Raw genomic sequence first — 21,406 nt, forward strand, 5'->3', positions numbered from 1 at the left:
TTATTCAGTGCCTTAAACGCAAAAAACCTGCCCAAGAAGGGCAGGTTTTTTGATACATAGTTTATACTAACGCTTTTTCAGTAAAGATCGACAAAAATTGCGTAAAACTCAGTTCTAATCGATTAATAAAATTTTATCTTGTTGCCATTTATGCACAATAAGACAGCGTCTGTGCTTAAAAGTTTACTTTGTTTCAAGGGGAACATTTGGCTTAGCGTATGAGTACCTCGCCAACCGTTTGCTTGAATGATAGCTATCTAGTCCGCTGATTGACGCAGTGTTTAAAGCTTCAATATCAAGATATCCATCTTTATCAATGGCATCTTTAGCAAAAAAAACTTCTTGGATTTCGCCAATCACCATTTCGGTATTATTGAGCAAGCTAAAATGCTGAGCTACTTTAAGACCAATGTTAACTTCGCTTTCTTTAACATAAGGCGCACTAAACGTGTCGCTGAAAAAAGGCGTTAGCCCCACGGCATCGAATTCGCTTTCATCTTGCTCGTAACGGGCCGAGGTTTGGTGTGCTTTATCTGCCCACTGTGTATTCACGTGATTTAAGGTGTAGAAGCCCTGCTGCTTAATGTTATCCAATGAATCTCGCTGCACAGTATGCGGACGCATTATCATGCCAAGTAGCGGCGGGTTTGCACCTATATGAACCACTGAACTAATAATGGCTAAGTTGTTAGTTTTACCATCTGTGGTTCCCAGCAACACTGCAGATTTGAAGCCAGACAAACTATTAATTAAGTTAGCGCGGTAACGCTGCTCTAAGTTGTCTAAATCATCGCGAGTCATACGGTCAGTCATTTTCTCTTTCCGCCTCTATAGAAAGTTCTTCACCGTGCTGAAACACTCTTAATTCGATGGGCTGACAGCAAACTTGGCAGTCTAATACCTGCACTTGACCAACGTCGTTTATTTCATCAATTTCAACGTCATTAGGAGCCATACAATATGGGCAGGAAAAGCCCATTGCGCGTGTCAAACTCATATCTTAATTCCATGTTTTTTTAATTTACTATGAATACGCTTATTACTAAAGGGTGGATTGTTTTTAACTTCTTATGCGTTGCTCGTTGAATGATTTATTGGACGACTTATTGAAAACCTTGGGGAGCAGATTAGTGATCAGGTGCCAGTATTTTCGGTATTAATGATTAGTTCAATACGCCCAAGCTTAAATGCTTAGGTTATCAATTGGGTATTTAAACAATAGTGAGGTGGTTGGTGTGGCAAACACTGTTGGGATATGTCCTTGCTGCAAACGTAAGACGCGACTGACATATCATCATCTTATTCCGAAAAAAATGCACAGGCGTCAATATTTCAAGAAGCATTATACAAAAGCCGAGCGCCAAGAAGGTGTGCATGTTTGCAGGCAGTGTCATAGCGGTATTCACCGCTTTTACGATGAAATGACTCTGGCCAAAAACCTCTGCACATTGCCGCTATTACTAGCCGATAAACAGTTAGCTTCGTTTTTTAGCTGGGTAAGTAAACAGCGGGTAAAGGTTGATTAATGGTGCTGTATAAATATACACTATAAAAGTGTTTTGTTATGATTCGGGTCGCTATGATTTAAGAAGGCATAGCTTGAGTCGCTGTGATTTAAGAAGGCATGGCTTGAGTGGCTATAACCATTAGCTGTACCCAAATATCTTTAACTGACTAATTTTAATTGACTGGGCTGCTGGCCAAATGCGAAAAGTGCGAAAAGATCTCCCTCCTCGATATTACCTCACTCATTTTCATGAGTTCCTCAGCTTTTTTGAGGGGGCAAGCGCGACACTGCTCTGTGATGAGGCCGCATCGTTTATCGAGCGTTTTAACGCGTTAGACGATGACAAGCAGTGCATTATCGTACGCGCGGCTAACCGTAAATATGCGATTATTGACCGAACACAATTTAATTACGCAGAAATTAACACGCCTCAAGCTCAAATAAACAGCCTGATAGAAAGCGGTTGGTTTGGCGACCTCACGAACGCCTCGTTTAATGACATAGCCGGTGTGCTTACCAAAGACGCTATTTTAACGCTGTTAGCAGATTACGGTAGTACGCAAGGATTGTCTTCACTCACTAAGCCAAAATTAGTGACGCTACTTGGCAATGAAATTCGTGCTAACGGGTGGCCTAGCCGCTTTTCTATCGATAACTATTTAGTGTGTTTGTTTAACGATGCACTGCGCTTCCTATTGTTTTTATATTTTGGCAATACGAAGAGCCGCTTAAATCAATTTTCCATGAGAGATTTAGGCGTTATGCGCACTCGTTCAGATTCGGTAACCGATGTTGCCCGATTTGAGAGTAAGTCAGACACAGAAGCTGCATGGTTTTACGCAAACCACTACACGCAACTTCCGTTTTATCACACCGAGACTTTGCTTAACCTCGCTAATAGCGACTTTCCTAGCACCGAAGGTGTGTCCGCAGGGTTTTATAAAGATCAATTGCTGTACGCATTAGGATTAAAGCTATTAGACGAAGACAAGCAAAAAGGCCTTAATATTTTACGTTTGGCAGACAGCGATAAAGGGAAAGAAAAATGGATAAGAGAAAGCTATAAACTCGGCTGCGTTGACGAAGTGAAAAGTGAACTTGAGTACATTATTGATAACCCGCAATCGGATACGCTATTGGCATTTGCTGAAGATTTCTATGCGCGCAAGTACAACAAAAAGCGTACCAGTACGGTTACCGATATGCTGCGTAATGCCAGTAGAGAATTATCGATTGATGTAAGCCAAAATCAGCAGGTTGAGCGGGGCGTGCTGGCCCATTATGCCAGACACGGTATTGAAGGCTGGCGCACAGAAAATCGATTGTGGCGAAGCCTTTTTGGATTGACGTTTTGGAAGCAGCTTTATGAAGAGGATACTTTAGTAACAGAGTTTGACCGACGTCCACTATCACTTAAGCAGAATAATTTTTACGCAAAATTTGAAACCAGTATTGAAGCGTTGCTGTCGTCGTTAGATACGCCGGAAAAATTGCTATTTCATATTCAAAAAATGGCGACGCAGCATTACGGCAAGGTGAACAGCTTGTTCATGTGGTCTAGTCGGCTTTTAGCGCCCATAGAGGCATTACTTCGCCATGGGAAGCTTCAGTCTATTCACAGCTTATTGCGAATGATGTGCAAAGACTTTGAAAGCCTAAGAGATGGCTTTCCCGATATAATGGTGTACGAAAACGGGTTGCGATTTGAAGAGATCAAAGCGCCGGGAGATCAGTTACGACGCAACCAGCTAGTGTCTATTCAGCGTTTGCAGCAGGCTGGGTTTGAAGTAGCAGTCACTACCGTAAACTGGGTACGCGACCCAGAACAGCCCTACGTTGTAGTTGATATAGAGACAACTGGCGGGAACAACAGCTATAACCGTATTACTGAAATAGGTATGGTGAAACTTATTGCTGGTGAAGAGGTTGCTCGTTACCAAACGTTACTGAACCCTCAACGCCGTATTCCTTCAAATATTACTCGGCTGACAGGCATTTCAGATGAGATGGTAAAAGATGCGCCGCTTTTTTCTGAGGTTGCCAATGATATTGCAGAATTTACTGAGGATGCAGTATTTGTAGCCCACAATGTCAACTTCGACTACGGTTTTATTAAACAAGAGTTTGCCCGCCTTGAGCAGTCATTCCGCCGCCCAAAAATGTGCACTGTGAGAGAAATGCGTCGCACGCACCCTGGGTTGCCCTCTTATTCATTGGCCAATTTAACTAAGCACTTCTACATTTCGATGGAGCGTCATCACCGAGCTCTCTCCGATGCAAAGGCAGCCGCCGAGCTGCTCAAGCTGTCATTTGAAAAAGATGACGAAGTAAATGACTTGGCGAGCGAGTAAGTTAATAGGTTGGTTAATGACTAGTTCAACGATTAGCGCAGTACCTTCTAATAAAAGTTGAACGAAGACGATATTTTTTCGTATGTATTGATATCGCAATGTATTACGTAAATGTAGTGTTATACAAGCGCTGCCATACGCAAAGCAAGCCCTGAAAAATACTGTAAAAAGACAACGTTAAAAAAAGCGTTTAATAAGAGAGCGCTTCAATTTGATAATCGCTTTTACCTTAGACCGAGCAAAACCGTTTATGAGTACAACTATGTTAGACGAAGAACAACAGTCGCGAGTGATAGAGATGGCGTGGGAAGACAGAACGCCTTTTGAAGCCATCGAAAAGCTTTTCGGATTACCTGAAAAAGAGGTAATCAAGCTGATGCGTAAAAACCTTAAACACAAGACTTTTAAGAATTGGCGAGCTCGTGTATCTGGGCGCAAAACCAAGCACTTGAGTTTACGACCAGAAGGTGTAGACCGAGGTTATTGTCCGTCTCAGTACAAGGTAAAAAGTGCCAGTAAATAGCGCCTGTTAGCAGGCGCTGTGAAAGGAAATCTTCTGGAGTTATTTTACTGTGCTAACGGGCAATAAGAAGGCCATAAGTTGCTGTCGAAACGGGCTGGGGAATACAAGGGTATTGCCCGATTCATTAATGGTTTTAGCTTGGGCTACCAGCGGCAGGTAAGCAGCGTAAGCGGTATTGTTTTGTTCCACGTCTTCAACCCGCTGCATAATGTTTTCAATAAACTCATTAGCGGATAACGCCTCATCCCTTTTTAAATCCTCAGCCAACGCTTTTAACACGTAGGTTTCCCATTCTTTTCTATAGCTGTCTTGAAGCCTTTCGGGGTAGTGCGTTAGGTCGTCGATATCTTGCTTTAAATCGACAATATCGAGAGGGTCGTCATACAGAACACGCAGGGCGAGGAGCACATCGTCAGACAATCTGGAAATCGGAAGTTTCTCTTTAAGCTGTTTGTAACGGCTTTGCATAGTACTACCTTAAACGTCTTGAAGTGTCCCTAAGGTTGTAATTAACTTCCCTGTATTAGATCGAAGTCTAATAAACTAGTGTCTTATTTTAAAGGCGAAGAGGTTAAAAATAAGTAATTTTTTATATATGAACTTGTGCAAATTATGGGGCGTATCTATTCACGCACTGTTAAAGTGTGTACGCGTTCTTGCTGTTTGGCCCACCGTTTGGTGGGCCTTTTTTTTGCGCGTGATTCATAGCACGCTCGAATAGCAGGCGCGCTTGAATTGCAGGCATAAAAAAGCCGGCGCAAAGCACCGGCTGAAGTGGAGGTAAGCTCCGAAAGGAAAACACACAACAGAAAAAACAGTCATAACGGGAGACGTTTAAACTTGTGGTAAGTATAGGCGCGCAGTTTGAACAAGAAAAATAGTAAAAATTGATTGTTGTAATCGTTAAATTAGAATCAATAGGAAACGAAAAACCAAAAGAATTAAAAGGGGCATAAAGTTGGGCTGCACCTAAACAACAGTGCAACCCAAGGGGGGGTTAGGCTAGGCCTAGTTTCTTTTCAAGGTAGTGAATATTAGTGCCGCCGGCAAAGAAGTTTTCATCTGCCATGATAGAGCGCTGAAGCGGAATATTTGTTTTTATTCCCTCTATTACAATTTCTTCTAATGCGTGGCGCATGCGAGCAATAGCTTCGTCACGACTTTCACCATACGCTATTAGTTTGCCAATCATTGAATCGTAAAACGGAGGAACGGTATAGCCGGCGTAAATGTGCGATTCCCAACGAATACCTAAACCACCTGGAGCATGAAACATGTTAATTAAACCAGGGCTTGGAATAAAAGTCTGAGGATCTTCAGCGTTAATACGGCATTCAATAGCGTGGCCGCGAATTTGAATTTGCGACTGGTCAATAGACAGTGGCTGGCCTGCCGCTATGCGAAGCTGCTCTTTAATTAAATCTACGCCTGTGATCATCTCTGATACTGGGTGCTCTACTTGAATACGCGTATTCATTTCAATGAAATAAAACTCGCCGTTTTCGTATAGGAACTCAAAGGTTCCCGCACCACGATAGTTTATTTCAACACACGCTCTGCGGCAGCGATCGCCAATTTTGGTTCGCATTTGCTCCGAAATTCCAGGTGCTGGCGCCTCTTCTACCACTTTTTGGTGACGACGCTGCATAGAACAGTCTCGCTCACCTAAGTGAATAGCGTTACCTTGCCCATCGGCCAGTACCTGTATTTCTACGTGGCGAGGGTTTTCTAAGAATTTTTCCATGTAGACAGTAGGGTTGCCGAAGGCTGCGCCTGCTTCTGCTTGTGTAGTTTCTATGGCTTTTACGAGCTCGCCTTCGCTGCGCACAACACGCATTCCGCGACCACCACCGCCACCAGCAGCTTTAACAATGATTGGGTAACCAATGCGTTTGGCTATGGTTTTATTGCGTTCGTTATCGTCTGTCAACGGACCATCAGAACCAGGAACACAAGGCACCCCTGCTTTTTTCATTGCATTGATAGCTGATACTTTATCGCCCATCAGGTTAATGGTGTCTGCTGTTGGGCCAATAAAGATAAAACCACTTTTTTCTACTGCTTCTGCAAAATCAGCATTTTCCGCTAAAAAGCCGTAGCCAGGGTGGATAGCAATTGAATTAGTTACTTCTGCTGCTGCAATAATACGAGGAATATTCAGGTAACTCTCGGTTGCAGACGCTTTACCGATACAGATGGATTCATCGGCGAGTAATACGTGCTTTAAATTTTTATCCGCAGTGGAGTGCACGGCTACTGTTTTGATGCCAAGTTCTTTACAGGCTCTCAAAATACGTAGGGCAATTTCACCACGGTTAGCAATAAGTACTTTATCTAACATTGTGAATTGCTCACTTATTCGATGATGAACATAGGTTGGTCAAACTCAACCGGATCTTGGTTCTCTACTAAGATTGCTTTAACAACACCGGCTTTATCAGACTCGATTTGGTTCATCATTTTCATGGCTTCTACGATACATAGTGTATCGCCAACTTTCACTTGCTGACCTACTTCGGCAAACGCTTTTGCAGTAGGTGAAGACGCGCGATAAAAAGTTCCTACCATTGGCGATTTAACCACATGGCCTGTTGGTGCTGCTGGTTCAGACGCTGCTTCAGGCGCAGCTGGGGCTTGTGCCGGCGGCTGTTGTGGCGCCGCAGGCGCTGCAAAGCTGTAGTTTACCGGTGCTTGAACGCCAGTTGGACCACGGTGAATACGTACTGACTCTTCACCTTCGGTAATTTCTAGTTCAGCTACACCAGACTCTTCAACTAGCTCGATGAGTTTCTTTATCTTTCTAATATCCATGTTCTTTCTCTGCGTTATTTTTGCGATTTCGGTAAATTGATTGCTGCGGTTAGTGCAAGGGAATAACCCATGGGGCCAAGGCCAACAATGACACCAGCTGCAACATCAGAAAAATAGGAATGATGACGAAAAGGTTCACGAGCGTGAACATTCGACAAGTGAACTTCGATAAACGGAATGCTCACACTCAAAAGCGCGTCGCGAATGGCCACACTTGTGTGCGTGAATGCAGCAGGGTTAATGATGATGGCATCTGTATTACCCATAGCGTCATGTATGCGCTCAATAAGTGCATGTTCAGCGTTAGACTGAAAATGCGAAAGCGTCACATCGCTGGAGGCAGCTTGAGCCTGCAAGTCATCAATGATGTCTTGCAAAGTTTGCGTGCCATACTTGTCGGGTTCTCTTTGGCCTAACATATTTAAGTTAGGGCCATTTAATAACAAAATATTCATCTAATTTGCTACTATCTTCGTGTAACTGTCGTGGTATTCGTTATTTCAACAAAGTTTGCCGTCAGTTGCACGAAAAAAAGCCAATAACCGGTTCCGTTTTTAAATTTATATGTTGATTATAGAGATAGAGAAAGATTTAGCAGCAAAATACTGGTCTAATCAGGTGTTTTCGACGCAAAGTTTTCGCTACACAAACGTGCTTTGGTTTTTTTTATTGTTAATGAAACGTTGCTTTTTTTAAGCGGTGTATCACCTGCCATGCGTGGCTTTCAGCGATTTTCTGATGAGCTGTAAGCTAAAGTCGGGGGGTTCTGTAGTGAAAACGGTACGCTTTGATAGCGACCGTGAAATTTTGCCACGTATACGCCGAAATGCAGGTGGGGAAGAGACGAAAAGCCGGTATTTCCGGTGTACCCGATAAGTTGCCCTTGGGTAATTCGTTGCTCTCGTTTTACTACAACACCTTCATATCTGAGGTGATAATATTCACCGGTGGTTCCATCGTCATGCAAAATGGCAACGTAATTTGCATGTTTCGCGAACTCTGGAGTAGGTCCGCCTTTTTTCCCATTGCGCTTGGTATCTATAACAATACCCCCTCGCGCCGCAAGCACCGGTGTGCCTTCACTAGCACCAAAATCCAGAGCATATTTAGATGCACCGAAGTGACTAAACTTTCCGTTAACGCCCTGCACAATAGGGTAGTTTTGTTGAGGTTGTAACGGAGACGCATAACGATATTCACTATTGTGAGCGGCACTAATATTACCTACTGTCCATTTCACGCGCATGGTGGAGAAAAAGCGAGATGGTGACTGGGTCTCTCCTAAAACAATAGGATCGTTATTAGCTAAAAAAGCGTTGGCATGGGCTGTATAACCTAGGTCTGTTGAATACAGCGTTAAGGCTACGGGTAAATCGATGTAACGCTGAACGCGTATGACATAACTACCGCTGGTGTCGTCTTTTTCACTTAACAAAAAGCAAAAGCGGCGCTCATCAAAGCAACCCTCTCGCTGTGTGGATAAGGCGTGAGTTGCTGATGCCTGAAGTGGCAATGCCCAAATAAATAAAGCCCAAGCAACCAACGCTCCAACAAGTAGTGCGCGTAAGCGACCATTCGCAGGTTTTTTATGTAACCACTTACGCTGCCACTTATGCAGTCCACGCCGCAGAGTGATGATGCTACTCGTCGCGGGCATTATCTGCAGCGGCGCTGTCAGCAAGCGCATTGCTAATGTGCGTTGCAAAGGCGTCTGCTTTCATAAACCCAGTTACCCGTGACTGTCTCAACTCTTCACCGTTATTATCGAAAAATAAAATAGTGGGTAAGCCAAGCACCTCAAACTTATCAAACACTTCCTGACGCTCGGGCGTGTTGTCGGTAAGGTCCATCTGCATCCATACGGTATTGCTCAGCGCGTTAACCACGTTTTGATCTGGAAAGGTGTATTTCTCGAACTCTTTACACGCAACACACCAGTCGGCGTAAAGGTCTACCATTACCGTTTGGCCGTTGTCGTTAGCCTTTGCTATCTTCTGCTGTAAATCGGTAAAATCTCTTGCCTTAATAAATTCAGGATGACTCACTTTTTCACCCCAAAGCCCAACGTTTTCGCCGGTTTGATAAGTAATGCCTGCACTTCCCATAACGCCTGCCGCGACCAACATGGCCCGTAATAGCTTTATTTTGCTATTAGGCGTCGCGCGATTTAACTTCCAATAGTACCCAAATAAACCGAAGCCTAGTGCTGCCCACAAAAAGTCTGAATACAAGCTGTTCCACAACCGCTCTACAAATACTATGGCGACGGCCAGCATCATGAAGCCGAATGTTACCTTAACGACGTTCATCCAGTTCCCCGCTTTAGGCAGCAGTTTTCCGCCTGTAACGCCAAATAGGATCAGCGGTATGCCCATACCAATACTCAGTAAATAGAGGGAAATAAATCCAAGGGTCATATCCCCCGTTTGTGCGATAAATAGCAATATGCCGGTAAGTGGCGCAGTGGTGCACGGCGAGGCAATGAGCCCCGACAGCACGCCCATAATAAATACGCCTGCAAAGCTGCCGGGGGTTTGACTGTTGCTTGCTGAGGTGAGCCTTTCTTGCCACTTTGCAGGCAGTTGTATTTCAAAACCGCCAAACAGTGCCACGGCTAACGTGGCAAATAAAGCAATGAAAACACCTAACACAATAGGGTGCTGAAGTGCCGCTTGAAATTGCGCCCCCGCTACTGCCACAACCAATCCAAGTAGAGAGTAGGTAATTGCCATGCCTTGTACGTAAACAAAGGTAAGCCAAAAAGAATGAGAGAGGCTTTTTGTATTACCCTGACCAATAACAATGCCTGACACAATGGGGTACATAGGGAATACACAAGGGGTAAACGCAAGGCCGATACCTAAGATAAAAAATAACAGCAGGGTAAGAGGGAGGTTTTCTTTATTGATTAACTTATTGGCAAGGGAGAACTGTTCACTCTCTGGTGCTAAAACGCCATTTTGAGCTGATACTTTCCCGCCACTAACGATTTCATTGAGATAAACGACTTTTACAGTGGGTGGATAGCAAAGCCCGGCATCGGCACAGCCTTGATAACGCACTTTTACCACGCCATCAGAAGAGGCCTCTTCTAGGGGAAGCGTTATGCTGACGCTGTTATAAAAAACTTCCGACTTACCGTAAAACTCATCTTCAATTATTACCCCTTTTGGGTAGATAGCTTCGCCTATTGCGGCCTCTTTAGCGACGTACTTAAACTGCTTTTTATACAGGTAATAACCATCTGCTATCGCAAATGTTAGCGTTAGCGTGCTGTCTTTCTGATTGAAGTCGAAGGCAAACGCCTGCTCAACGTCTAAAAACTCGGGCTCTTGTGAGAATGCGTTGTCTAAGCTGTTGGGGAATTGTGATTGCGCAGCGGCGGTTACTGATAACGCGTTCACTAAAAGAAGAAAAATTGAAAATACCATTGTGGTAAAAGCACACGTTCGACGGGGCAGAAATAATGTTGACACTCGGTTTAGTAGGGCATTAATCATATTAATAACTTCAACTTCTATTATGAGTTCTAAATTGCTTATTTTAAGCCACTGCCAGTAAAGTCAGCGCAATTGCTAATGTGCTCGATGTTTTCTTTGTATTGGCCAAGTATTAGCTTAATAATGAATTAGTACTGATTCCGTACTTTTACTAGCGTTTATACACGCCGACCTTACAAAAAGTGCTTAACTATACCAAAATAGGGGTTAGGTTTAGACATACTTCACCGTAAATAAGGGTAAGACTATCTACGTAAACGCTGCATGCCTATTTCAACAAAGGTTGTCCCGACTCGAAATAGCTTGTGATGGCTTTAGTTATCGGTCGTATTGAACCTGTATTTAACCGAAAGCAAACGAACCTTTGATTGCTTTTGGGCTCAACACCCATATATCACTTAATCGACTGTTTAAAGAGGACTCACCTTGCGGGTTTTATTCATTTTATTTGCCGTACTTCCTATTTTAGAAATCGCCTTACTGGTTAATGTTGGCAGCATTATCGGTGGTTGGAACACAATAGGGATTGTTATTCTTACCGCTTTCATTGGCTCTTATTTTGTAAAGCGTGAGGGGATAAGTACCCTTCAAACCGCGCAGGCAAAAATGCAGCGCAACGAAATGCCGGGAAAAGAGCTTGTTGAAGGGTTAATGCTAGTGGTGGCTGGCGTATTATTAGTGACCCCAGGGTTTATCACCGACATATTAGGTTTCATGTTTGTATTACCCGGAACGCGACATTTACTTGCTGCGCAGGTGAGCAAGCACATGAAAATGCGCGTTGTTATGCCCGGTGCAGGAGCTGGTGGTGCTGGGCCAGGTGCAAGCGGCTTCAATACAAACCGGCAACAAAGCCCATTTGGCAGCGACCCTTTTGGAGATACTGATTCGCCATTTAATACATCAGCGAAAAACAAAGACGATGTGATTGAAGGTGAATATACGGACAATACGCAAAACGACGAAGACAAGCGTTTGAAGTAAACCTACTCCATACCGCTAGCGAGTAGGTTTTGATTTGATGCTGAGCCGTCTCATCCTCTAACTAATCCCCCCAAACACATGTATTTCGCAAAAAAATCAATTTTTTTACATTTTTTTGTGGAAAAACACTTGAACTTGTTTGGGTACTGCCCCATTTATCCGTGCAGATAACATTTTAACTGCTCAGCAATGAGCGTTCCAGGCAATCAACATTCAAAACAGTGAATGTTGAATATTCTTTAATTTTGAATAGTGGAATTTTCAGGAGACTTGAAAATGGCAATTCGTCCTTTACACGACCGCGTAATAATTAAACGCGCAGAGCAAGAAAGTAAATCTGCAGGCGGTATCGTTCTGACTGGTTCTGCAGCAGAAAAATCAACTCGCGGTGAAGTCATCGCTGTGGGTAATGGTCGCATACTTGAGAATGGTGATATTAAAGCGCTAGACGTAAAAGTTGGCGACACCGTTATTTTCAGTGACGGTTACGGCGTTAAAACAGAAAAGCTGGATGGTGAGGAAGTTTTGATCCTTAGCGAAAGCGACATCCTAGCGATTGTTGAGTAATAACGACTAACGTTTAACCGAATTAGAGAGGAATTGAATCATGGCAGCTAAAGAAGTACGTTTTGGTGACGACGCTCGCACAAAAATGCTTAAAGGCGTAAACACGCTAGCAAATGCAGTAAAAGTAACGCTTGGTCCTAAAGGCCGTAACGTTGTTTTAGACAAGTCTTTCGGCGCACCTACCATTACTAAAGATGGTGTATCTGTAGCGAAAGAAATCGAACTTGAAGACAAGTTTGAGAACATGGGCGCACAGATGGTGAAAGAGGTAGCCTCTAAAGCGAACGATGAAGCGGGTGACGGTACAACTACTGCTACTGTGCTTGCACAAGCTATCGTTACTGAAGGTCACAAGTCTGTTGCTGCGGGTATGAACCCAATGGATCTTAAGCGCGGTATCGATAAAGCTGTTATCGCAGCGGTTGCTGAGCTTAAAGCACTTTCTACAGATTGTGCAGACAGCAAGTCTATCGCACAAGTTGGTACTATCTCAGCTAACTCAGACGCAGAAGTGGGTGACATCATTGCACAAGCAATGGAAAAAGTAGGTAAAGAAGGTGTTATCACTGTAGAAGAAGGTCAAGCACTTCAAAACGAACTAGATGTTGTTGAAGGTATGCAGTTCGACCGTGGTTACCTATCTCCTTACTTCATCAACAACCAAGAAAACGGAACTGTTGAACTAGATAGCCCATTCATCTTGTTAGTAGATAAGAAAATTTCTAACATCCGTGAATTGCTTCCAACGCTTGAAGGCGTAGCGAAAGCTGGTAAGCCACTACTTATTATGGCTGAAGATGTTGAAGGCGAAGCGCTAGCAACATTAGTTGTAAACAACATGCGCGGTATCGTGAAAGTGGCTGCGGTTAAAGCACCTGGTTTCGGCGACCGTCGTAAAGCAATGCTTCAAGACATCGCGGTACTTACAGGCGGTACAGTAATCTCTGAAGAGATTGGTCTAGACCTTGAAAAAGTGCAGCTAGAAGACCTTGGTACAGCGAAGCGCGTAGTTATCAACAAAGACAACACGACTATTGTTGATGGTAACGGCGACGAAGAAGCGATTGAAGGTCGTTGTGCACAAATTAAAGGTCAAATTGAAGACTCTTCATCTGACTACGACAAAGAAAAGCTTCAAGAGCGTTTAGCTAAGCTTTCTGGTGGTGTTGCAGTAATTAAAGTTGGTGCAGCAACTGAAGTAGAAATGAAAGAGAAAAAAGACCGCGTTGAAGATGCTCTACACGCAACGCGTGCAGCGGTTGAAGAAGGCGTAGTACCTGGTGGTGGTGTTGCTCTAGTTCGTGCAGCGGCTAAGCTTGCTGACCTAACGGGTGACAACGAAGACCAAACTGTAGGTATTAAACTTGCGCTACGTGCAATGGAATCGCCTCTACGTCAAATCGCGAGCAATGCCGGTGCAGAAGCATCTGTTGTTGTTAACGCTGTTAAAGGCGGCGAAGGTAACTACGGTTACAACGCTGGCAACGACACCTACGGCGACATGCTAGAGATGGGTATTCTTGACCCAACTAAAGTAACGCGTTCTGCACTACAGTTTGCAGCATCAATTGCTTCACTTATGATTACTACTGAAGCGATGGTTGCTGAGCTACCTAAAGACGAAGCAGCTCCTGCAATGCCTGATATGGGCGGCATGGGCGGAATGGGCGGCATGATGTAAATCATCCCCTAAGCTTAACGCTTAAAGAAAAGGCGCTACTTCTTGAAGTTAGCGCCTTTTTCATGTCTGGCCTTTCAGTTTTGGCTTTGCTTTCTACGCCTGCTTCTCTTTAATGTAAGCGTCGATTAATTCCTCGAGGATTGCCAGAGGCACTGCGCCATTTTTCAGTACCACATCATGAAAGTCTCTTAGGTCGAACTTATCGCCCAAGGCAGTTTTCGCTTTTTCTCGCAGTTCCAAAATTTTAAGCATGCCTACTTTGTATGATGTCGCTTGGCCTGGCATTACAATATAACGTTCAATTTCCGAGGTAACATCGCTTAATGCCATACCTGTGTTACTTGCCATGTAGTCGATGGCTTCTTCTCGCGCCCAGCGTTTTTGGTGAATTCCAGTATCTACCACTAAGCGTACCGCTCTAAACAATTCCGCCTGAAGTCGACCAAGGTTGTCCAGTGGATTGTCTTGAAAGCCCATCTCCCACGCTAAATACTCTGAGTACAGCGCCCATCCTTCTGTGTAGGCAGTGAATGGCGACATTTTTCGAATAAACGGCATGCCCTCCATTTCCATTGCTAGCGCTATTTGGAAATGGTGGCCCGGAATACCTTCGTGGTAGGCCAGTGTTCGCATACTGTACTTAGGTGTAGCCTTTATATCGTAAAGGTTTGCGAAAAAGCGGCCCGGTCTTGAACCGTCAATGGCTGGCTGCTGATAGTACGCACCAGGTGCAGTTTTTTCCTTAAACTCAGGAATGCGCACTACTTCCATGCCAGCTTCGGGACGAATACGGAAAACCTCGCTCATACCTTCTTCAATTTCATCAAGAATGGTTTGATAGTCTTTGAGTATTTGTTCACGGCCAGCATCACTGTCTTCATAGTAATGAGAAGGGTCTGCTGCAAGGGCATCCATTGCTTTTGTAAACCCTAATGTTACGTCGTAGCCTTCGCCTTCAAGAATTGTCATCATTTCGCCTTGAATTCGAGCAACTTCTTTTAAGCCGATATTGTGAATTTCGTCTGCGGTCATGTCGGTGGTAGTGAAAAAGCGAAGTGCGTTGGCGTATACCTTATCGCCATCAGGTAAGTGCCAATAACCGTGATCGTTACCTGCTTTTGCCTGTAGTGTTGTGAAGTAGTCGATAAATAGCTGATAAGCGCGATTTACATCATCGTTAATGCGCGCTTTGGCTTTAGCCAAGAACTCATCCTGCTGTTCTTGCGACAGTGTTTCTACATCAGCCATTTTCTCTTTTAACGAGCTATACAAAATGTTCTCGTTAAGCGGCGAAGCAACAAAGCCGTTCATTTCATCGAGCACGCGAGTAATAACAAATTGGGGAGGAATAATGCCTTTTTCCTCACGCAGTTTTAGCCCTTCAAGTACTTGGGCAAACTTTTCATCTACCGCGCCTAAGCGACTTAGGTAATTTTCAACATCGGTTGCATCATTAATTTGATGTTGACCCTGCATGAAGCTTGGAAAGCCGTTTTGCACACCAAATAATTGGTTTACAGGATAGGTGTGATATTGAAATGGCTCGTTGCCAATTAAATAATCCAGCAAATAAAGAGTAATTTTTTTAGAAAGTAGCTCGTCTTTACTCAGGTCTTCATTATCGTAATCGACGATAACTTGCCTAATGCCTCGGGCCTTATCAAAAAGGGCTTCGCCTTTCTCGGGGCTGGCATCGTCGAGTTCTGAATTATGACCTTTAATACCCAAAGACTCTAAAAAGCCTAACGACGTTAAGGTTTCAGGGCTATCAAATGCTACCTTTACCATCTCTCTGTTTAAAAAATTATTAAAGTAAAAGGGTTTATCTGCATACCATTCGTGAGCAGCGAAGCTGCCGCCAAGCAGTACAACAACCAGTAAACCTGTACCAATCCATTTAAAAAATCGTTTCATTATTTTTATTGTCCACATTTTAATCCCACTCTACGTTAGCGGAATTTGCGCCACAAAGTAAACCGGATTAGTGGGTGTGGTTAGCAAAGGCTGCTTTATCCACGAAGAGATATCGAAGAGCGAACCCAAAACAAGCACAGATTATATTCAAAACCAGAATACTGATTCCTTTTATGTGTCGTTTATACATTAATAGGGAGGTATTAAACTGTGTGCTATTGAGTAAACAAAGCTAAGTAAATAAAGCTGAGTAAACAAAGCTAAGCAAACCAAGCTACGCAAACAACTAGTCTGCGGCTTTGATTAGGAACACTGAGGACAAACAATGGCATACCAACATTTAGAAGCGGCACGAGCGTTAAAGTTACCCTCACGAGAAGCCATGCTTCAGCGTACGCAATCGGTACAGCAGTTTTGGAGCGGTAACCAAGAGCTGCTCGTCAATGCTTGGAAAGAGTGGGAAGCGGCTGAACAAGTTGACGGCAATTCTCTTAATAGTTCATTACTTGATGCTCGCTTGCGCCAGGCCGCTATCGCTGCATGGGAAGACCCATCCAAAGAGTTGGATGTTAAATCGCTGTGGCAGCAGGTTGCGCCCGGCGTGTATACCTGCCAATTCTTCAATCCAGAGCAGCTTGGTAAGCTTAGAGCATTTTTGGAAAAAGCATGGGATGCGCAAATTCCGTTGAGACCGCCCTACGGCATTGTATTAAACCGCAAAGGTGCAATGCTCGATGCCCGCTCAGAAGGGCATTTAGCAGCCCCGAGTTTTCAGCAGTTTTATCGTGAATTAATTGATGCGTATATGTGCCCCATCGCTCGTTTGTTGTTTCCTGAAATTATTGGATATGACAGCCAAAGCTTTGGCTTTTCAATTAATTATCAGCCAAGTACAGATACGTCTATTCGGCCTCATACTGATGCCTCCTCGGTTACCTTAAACATCAATTTAAATTTACCAACAGAATCGTTTTCCGGCTCAGCCGTAAACTTTTTTGATGCTAGCACTGGGCACACAAACGAACTAATGTTTACACCTGGAAGCGCAATTATTCATAGAGGGTCGGTGCCTCATGCTGCTTTACCTATCACCAGTGGAGAGCGCACTAACTTTGTATTTTGGCTTTTCGGAAAACAAGGCAGCTTGCCAAATCCGAAAGACGATGTTCAACCTGTAGATGCAAAGGCGCGTTGGTCAATGCCGAAGGCCCTTAATGACGATTTTGCTACAGCCAGCTTTCATCAAGACAGCTATGCACCGTTTTAGCCCGTAACTTTAGTGACGGGCTCGTTAAAAAAATGACTTATTAAAAGCGGCTCATTAAAAAGTAGCTCATTAGAAAGTGGCTCATGAAGAAAGAATACGATCGGCAACGTGTAAAGCGGGTTAGGCAAACAACGAGGATTTAAAAAAATGAAAAAAGTAGTAATAACAGGCGCAACAGACGGTATTGGATTAGAGACTGCGAAACTACTGGCTGCACAGGGTAATCATCTGATCATGCATGGACGTAGCGACCATAAACTGCAAAGTGCCTGCGAACAAGTGAAGCAACATGCTCCTGATGTGACAATCGATACGTACCTCGCCGATTTGTCGACGTTAAGTGAATGTAGAAAGCTTGGTCGTTCAATTTTAAAAGACCATTCAAGAATTGACGTGATTATTAACAATGCTGGCGTATTTAAGCTGCCTCAACCTATAACACAAGAAGGTTTTGATGCTCGCTTTGTGGTTAATATCTTTGCCCCAGCTATTATTACTGAATTGCTACTACCAGTATTAAGCGAAGACGGCCGGATAGTGAATCTCTCTTCTGCTGCACAAGCACCAGTGCAAGTCGATGCCATGAAAGGGCTAGTTCATCTTAATGATGATTTTCAGGCTTACGCGCAAAGTAAGTTAGCGTTAACGATATGGAGTGAGCAGGTGTCTAAAACACTTAAGCCTGGGCAAGTGAGTGTATCGGTTAATCCAGGGTCGCTTTTAGCGTCTAAAATGGTGAAAGAAGGGTTCGGCGTGGCGGGTAACGACTTGAGTATCGGCGCTCAAATACTGTGTAAAGCAGCCCTATCTGATGAATTTCAGTATTCGTCAGGCAAGTATTTCGATAACGACGCACAGCAATTTGCTTCACCACATAATTTCGCAGTTAATGCAGTAAACTGCCAAAACGTGATGGAAGCGCTGCACTCTGTTGTTGAGGAGTAGTTTTAAGCACAATGAGGCGTACAAACGTTTTTTGTACGCTCATAACTCATAACTTAAAACGCGGAAAAGCCTGCAAGCAAACCAGTCGTCAGACTCGTGTGCTTGCAGGCTTTTTTATTGCTTTATCTTTTATTCAGACTCCGGTTCAGAATGCGCCAAAATCGACACGGTATCGTTGGCTCTAATGTATAAAACCGTTTCTTCACTGGCGTTAATGTTATGTGAGAACGAGCCTTTGGAGCTAAAGAAACTGCCAGGTTCAAGCACTACCGCTGTGTCGGTGTTCTTTGAATCATAGTTGGCCTTTCCTTTTATAATAACGCTCTTAAAATCTTTCGCCGTAGTGAAAATGTGACCTTTTTTGCCTTTAGCAAATTTAACTAGAAAACCTTTTGGTTTGTCTTTTGTATCGGGTAAGTCGCTTTTCTGCCAAAGGTGAGCTATTTCAACGCCATCGCCTTTAAGTAGTTCTGAGTCGTTTTCATTTAGCCAAATGAGGTTTGACGCATGCACGTTTATCAGCCTTTCGTTAGTGTCAAACTCAGCTTCTGGTGGCTTAACAAGATAGGGGCCGCTATCTATTTCAAGATAAATAAGGTTGGCTTTGCTGTTTGCCGCAGTAATGTGATTGTGACCGGCAGGCTGAGTCCAGAAAGATAAGCTAGGCAGCCACATGTGTTCTGCAGACGGCGTATCATTATGAAGAAGCCCTTCAATAACAATACCTCTATAAGTAATGTTGTGAATATGCGGTGGCGATGAAAACCCTTCTTTAAGCTTAACCAGTATACCCGTTGCTTGGTTTTTGGTTCTGTCGCCCCACAAATCTGTTGCCGCCGGGCTTTTATCTCCACGAAGCGGATTTAAATATCCCCATTGAAGTTCTGCAGAGGATATTACTGAAGATGTACTGTCGTGGTTTTCTGCGGTGGCGTTAAATGACGCTATGGTAGTAAGTAAAGAGCCAGCTAGTAGAAAGCCGGTAAATAAAAAGCTGGTTAATACAAGACTGGCTCGATGAGTTGCATTGTTCATACATGTCTCCGTTTGAATAAAACTGCTAAAAGTTGAAACAGCAAAGGGAGCTGACTAGCAGCTCCCTATGAGTTAACGCGGTGTATTACTTATTAATGAACAGTGTGTTAAACAGTAACAACAACCTTGCCCAACGCTTTGCCACTTTCTAATAGCGCATGGGCTTTACCTACTTCAGGTAAGGTAAACGCCGAGTCGTCTACAACGGGCTTCACGCCGCCTGCCTCAACAATTTTGCTTAAATCGCTAAGAATGCGAGCATGGGCCTCGCGGCGATAGTTATGAAGCATAGGGATAAGCATGAATACCACGTGTAGCGATAGCCCTTTAAAATGGGCTGCGGTGAGGTCAAGCTCTGTCATGGCCACTGTGGTAGCAACTTGACCATTTAGCGCAGCCGCTTCAAACGAGTTGGTCATGTTAGCGCCGCCTACTGAGTCGAAGACGATATCGAATCCGGCGCCATCAGTGTGCTTTTGTACGTAGCTTTCTACACTCTCAGTTTTGTAATTGATAGGGCTAGCACCTAAGCTTTCAATTAACGATAGTTGAGTATCGCCGCCGCCGGTTGAAAATACGTTTGCGCCGTAGTGTTTCGCCAATTGAAGTGCCACATGGCCTACACCGCCTGAACCACCGTGTACTAACACGTTTTGCCCTGCGCTAATACCGGCGCGCTGCAATCCCTCATAGGCGGTTATGCCAACCAATGGCAGTGCCGCAGCTTCTTTCATCGATATATTTTTAGGTTTAAGAGCGAGCAAGTTGGCATCTGCGACAATGTATTCAGCAAGCGTACCAGGAAGGTCAGCTAAACCACCTGCGCAGCCATACACTTCATCACCAACGTTATAGTCAGTAACGCCTTCGCCTATCTCTTCTATTGTGCCCGCAAAGTCCATTCCTAACAGTGCTGGCGCAGCAGGTGATAAAGGTAAGTCGGCACCCATTTGACGAATCATAGTGTCAACGGTGTTGATACTGGTTGCTGCAATCTTCACTAAAATATGACCGTCTTTAATAGACGGCTTTGGAATGTCAGCGGCTTCAAAGGCATCCACACTTCCGTATTGATTTACAATCATTGCTTTCATCTTCATCTCCTAATGTATTTTTATCACTGAAACCCGTTGTGCAGGCATTGATGAGTCTGCGCTACGTGTCGTCTCTGTTGTTGATGGTTGTAGCTTAATAGTATTGATATTGGGCATAAATGACGTATAAAAGAAATGAGAATTCTGGTTTTGAATATAATTGTCAGAATAATAACTTAATAAGTCAGAGGAACAGGAAATGGACACCAACGGCATTCGCTTATTTGTGATAGCGGCAGAAACGTTAAACATTAGCGAGGCAGGAAAGCGGCTAGGCCTCGCGCCTTCTGTTGCCAGCGCTCGCTTGTCAAAGTTGGAAATGCAGCTAAAGGCCGACTTGTTCCACCGCTCTACCCGCAAGGTAGTGTTATCCATCGAGGGCGCGGAGTTTCTTCCCTATGCAAAAGAAATTGTGGCCCAAGAAGATGCCGCTTATGCGGCGTTCGGACGCGGTAAAGCTACGGTACAAGGCACGCTAAGGTTTGCATCATCTAGCAGCTTTGCACAGCTGTTTATCAGCCCAATATTGCCTGAATTCCTCGACAGATACCCCGGGATTAACCTTGAATTAAAGCTATCAGATACTCAAGCGAGCCTCATTGAAGGTGGGTTTGATTTAGCGCTGCGTAACTATGCCGTTGAAGACAGTAGTTTGATAGGTAGAAGACTGGCAGACGATACCAGAATCATGTGTGCTTCTCCCTCATATATCGAAAAACATGGTTTTCCACGAACCGAAGCCGATTTGGCAAACCATCAAATAGTGATGTTTGCCAACGCTAAACCACGGGTATTGGTTAACGAAGCAATAGGGCATACATTCTCGTTTCCAATGGCGTCTGAAAAGCCGCGGGTGGTGTGCGATGATGGCGCAAACATGCGTATCGCCGCAAAAGCAGGTGTTGGAATATGTATGAGCTCAGTGTGGAACGTGCACACTGAGCTGTCTGAGGGAAGCTTAGTGAGAGTGTTACCCGATTACCGCATTAGCGATAGCGCGGCAATCTGGCTTGTGTACCCAAGGTCGAATGTGCTTACTGCAAAGGTGCGGGTGTTTATCGATTTTCTAATAGAAAAGTTAGGCGATTTATCAGTGTGGGATGCTAAAGCAAAATTCTTAAACGAGAACCTTAAACGAGAACCTTAAACGAGAAACTTAAACGGGAATCCCAAGAGAAGCAGCGTAGCGAGCTAACACAACCAAAAAGCTAAAGGAATAACAAAGCG

The 21,406-nt window shown here is 44.1% G+C and carries 19 protein-coding genes; 8 read left to right on the plus strand and 11 right to left on the minus strand.

The window, feature by feature from the left end; translation table 11 throughout:
* Positions 1–183 precede the first annotated feature (183 nt).
* Positions 184–813: a flavin reductase family protein gene (locus V7R39_RS11445; RefSeq protein ID WP_334030784.1), complete on the minus strand. Its 630-nt coding sequence runs from the start codon at positions 811–813 to the stop codon at positions 184–186.
* Entirely contained in the window at positions 806–997 is a 192-nt protein-coding gene (locus tag V7R39_RS11450; RefSeq protein ID WP_032097608.1) for a CPXCG motif-containing cysteine-rich protein, read from the minus strand. The genes V7R39_RS11445 and V7R39_RS11450 overlap by 8 nt, the downstream gene beginning before the upstream one ends.
* Before the next feature lie 716 nt (positions 998–1,713).
* On the opposite strand from V7R39_RS11450, the gene V7R39_RS11455 reads away from it, so the two are divergent.
* Both V7R39_RS11455 and V7R39_RS11460 read left to right on the plus strand, forming a co-directional pair.
* The gene (locus tag V7R39_RS11455) at positions 1,714–3,858 is read left to right on the plus strand and encodes an exonuclease domain-containing protein (RefSeq protein WP_334030893.1); all 2,145 of its coding nucleotides are present in this window, start codon (positions 1,714–1,716) and stop codon (positions 3,856–3,858) included.
* Between the two features lie 250 nt (positions 3,859–4,108).
* The gene (locus tag V7R39_RS11460) at positions 4,109–4,381 is read left to right on the plus strand and encodes a TIGR03643 family protein (protein ID WP_334030785.1); all 273 of its coding nucleotides are present in this window, start codon (positions 4,109–4,111) and stop codon (positions 4,379–4,381) included.
* 39 nt (positions 4,382–4,420) lie between these two features.
* Here the strand turns inward: V7R39_RS11460 and V7R39_RS11465 are convergent, their stop codons facing one another.
* The 6 genes from V7R39_RS11465 to V7R39_RS11490 form a co-directional block, all read right to left on the minus strand.
* Positions 4,421–4,849, minus strand: a complete 429-nt coding sequence (locus V7R39_RS11465; RefSeq protein ID WP_334030786.1) for a hypothetical protein — start codon at positions 4,847–4,849, stop codon at positions 4,421–4,423.
* A gap of 529 nt (positions 4,850–5,378) precedes the next feature.
* The gene (accC, locus tag V7R39_RS11470) at positions 5,379–6,722 is read right to left on the minus strand and encodes an acetyl-CoA carboxylase biotin carboxylase subunit (protein ID WP_334030787.1); all 1,344 of its coding nucleotides are present in this window, start codon (positions 6,720–6,722) and stop codon (positions 5,379–5,381) included.
* 14 nt (positions 6,723–6,736) lie between these two features.
* A complete protein-coding gene (gene accB, locus V7R39_RS11475) occupies positions 6,737–7,192 on the minus strand; it encodes an acetyl-CoA carboxylase biotin carboxyl carrier protein (RefSeq protein ID WP_334030788.1) in 456 nt (151 codons plus the stop codon).
* Positions 7,193–7,206: 14 nt separating this feature from the next.
* On the minus strand, positions 7,207–7,647 hold the full coding sequence (gene aroQ / locus V7R39_RS11480; protein WP_334030789.1) for a type II 3-dehydroquinate dehydratase: 441 nt from the start codon (positions 7,645–7,647) through the stop codon (positions 7,207–7,209).
* Positions 7,648–7,916: 269 nt separating this feature from the next.
* Complete coding sequence (locus V7R39_RS11485) at positions 7,917–8,897, minus strand: M23 family metallopeptidase (RefSeq protein WP_334030790.1); 981 nt, start codon at positions 8,895–8,897, stop codon at positions 7,917–7,919.
* Positions 8,833–10,623, minus strand: coding sequence for a protein-disulfide reductase DsbD (locus V7R39_RS11490; RefSeq protein WP_334030894.1), 1,791 nt, complete (start codon positions 10,621–10,623; stop codon positions 8,833–8,835). Before V7R39_RS11490 ends, V7R39_RS11485 begins: the two co-directional genes overlap by 65 nt.
* 495 nt (positions 10,624–11,118) lie before the next feature.
* On the opposite strand from V7R39_RS11490, the gene V7R39_RS11495 reads away from it, so the two are divergent.
* From V7R39_RS11495 to groL, 3 genes are all read left to right on the plus strand, one after another.
* The gene (locus tag V7R39_RS11495; RefSeq protein ID WP_334030791.1) at positions 11,119–11,676 is read left to right on the plus strand and encodes an FxsA family protein; all 558 of its coding nucleotides are present in this window, start codon (positions 11,119–11,121) and stop codon (positions 11,674–11,676) included.
* A gap of 276 nt (positions 11,677–11,952) precedes the next feature.
* On the plus strand, positions 11,953–12,243 hold the full coding sequence (locus tag V7R39_RS11500) for a co-chaperone GroES (RefSeq protein ID WP_163105968.1): 291 nt from the start codon (positions 11,953–11,955) through the stop codon (positions 12,241–12,243).
* Positions 12,244–12,283: 40 nt separating this feature from the next.
* Positions 12,284–13,924: a chaperonin GroEL gene (gene groL / locus V7R39_RS11505; protein ID WP_032097616.1), complete on the plus strand. Its 1,641-nt coding sequence runs from the start codon at positions 12,284–12,286 to the stop codon at positions 13,922–13,924.
* 93 nt (positions 13,925–14,017) lie between these two features.
* On the opposite strand, the gene V7R39_RS11510 is transcribed toward groL, so the two are convergent.
* A complete protein-coding gene (locus V7R39_RS11510) occupies positions 14,018–15,838 on the minus strand; it encodes a DUF885 domain-containing protein (protein ID WP_334030793.1) in 1,821 nt (606 codons plus the stop codon).
* A gap of 325 nt (positions 15,839–16,163) precedes the next feature.
* Here V7R39_RS11510 and V7R39_RS11515 point away from each other — a divergent pair, with 325 nt between their 5' ends.
* Positions 16,164–17,105, plus strand: coding sequence for a 2OG-Fe(II) oxygenase family protein (locus V7R39_RS11515; protein WP_334030794.1), 942 nt, complete (start codon positions 16,164–16,166; stop codon positions 17,103–17,105).
* 147 nt (positions 17,106–17,252) lie between these two features.
* On the plus strand, positions 17,253–18,050 hold the full coding sequence (locus V7R39_RS11520) for an SDR family NAD(P)-dependent oxidoreductase (RefSeq protein WP_334030795.1): 798 nt from the start codon (positions 17,253–17,255) through the stop codon (positions 18,048–18,050).
* A gap of 129 nt (positions 18,051–18,179) precedes the next feature.
* Here the strand turns inward: V7R39_RS11520 and V7R39_RS11525 are convergent, their stop codons facing one another.
* Both V7R39_RS11525 and V7R39_RS11530 read right to left on the minus strand, forming a co-directional pair.
* Positions 18,180–19,085 (minus strand): DUF4437 domain-containing protein, encoded by a 906-nt coding sequence (locus V7R39_RS11525; RefSeq protein WP_334030797.1) that lies wholly within the window; start codon positions 19,083–19,085, stop codon positions 18,180–18,182.
* 107 nt (positions 19,086–19,192) lie between these two features.
* Entirely contained in the window at positions 19,193–20,179 is a 987-nt protein-coding gene (locus V7R39_RS11530; RefSeq protein WP_334030798.1) for a zinc-dependent alcohol dehydrogenase family protein, read from the minus strand.
* Between the two features lie 199 nt (positions 20,180–20,378).
* Here V7R39_RS11530 and V7R39_RS11535 point away from each other — a divergent pair, with 199 nt between their 5' ends.
* The gene (locus V7R39_RS11535) at positions 20,379–21,326 is read left to right on the plus strand and encodes a LysR family transcriptional regulator (RefSeq protein ID WP_334030799.1); all 948 of its coding nucleotides are present in this window, start codon (positions 20,379–20,381) and stop codon (positions 21,324–21,326) included.
* The last annotated feature ends 80 nt before the right edge of the window (positions 21,327–21,406 follow it).

The sequence above is a fragment of the Alteromonas sp. P256 genome (genome assembly GCF_036864455.1).
Taxonomy (GTDB): domain Bacteria; phylum Pseudomonadota; class Gammaproteobacteria; order Enterobacterales; family Alteromonadaceae; genus Alteromonas.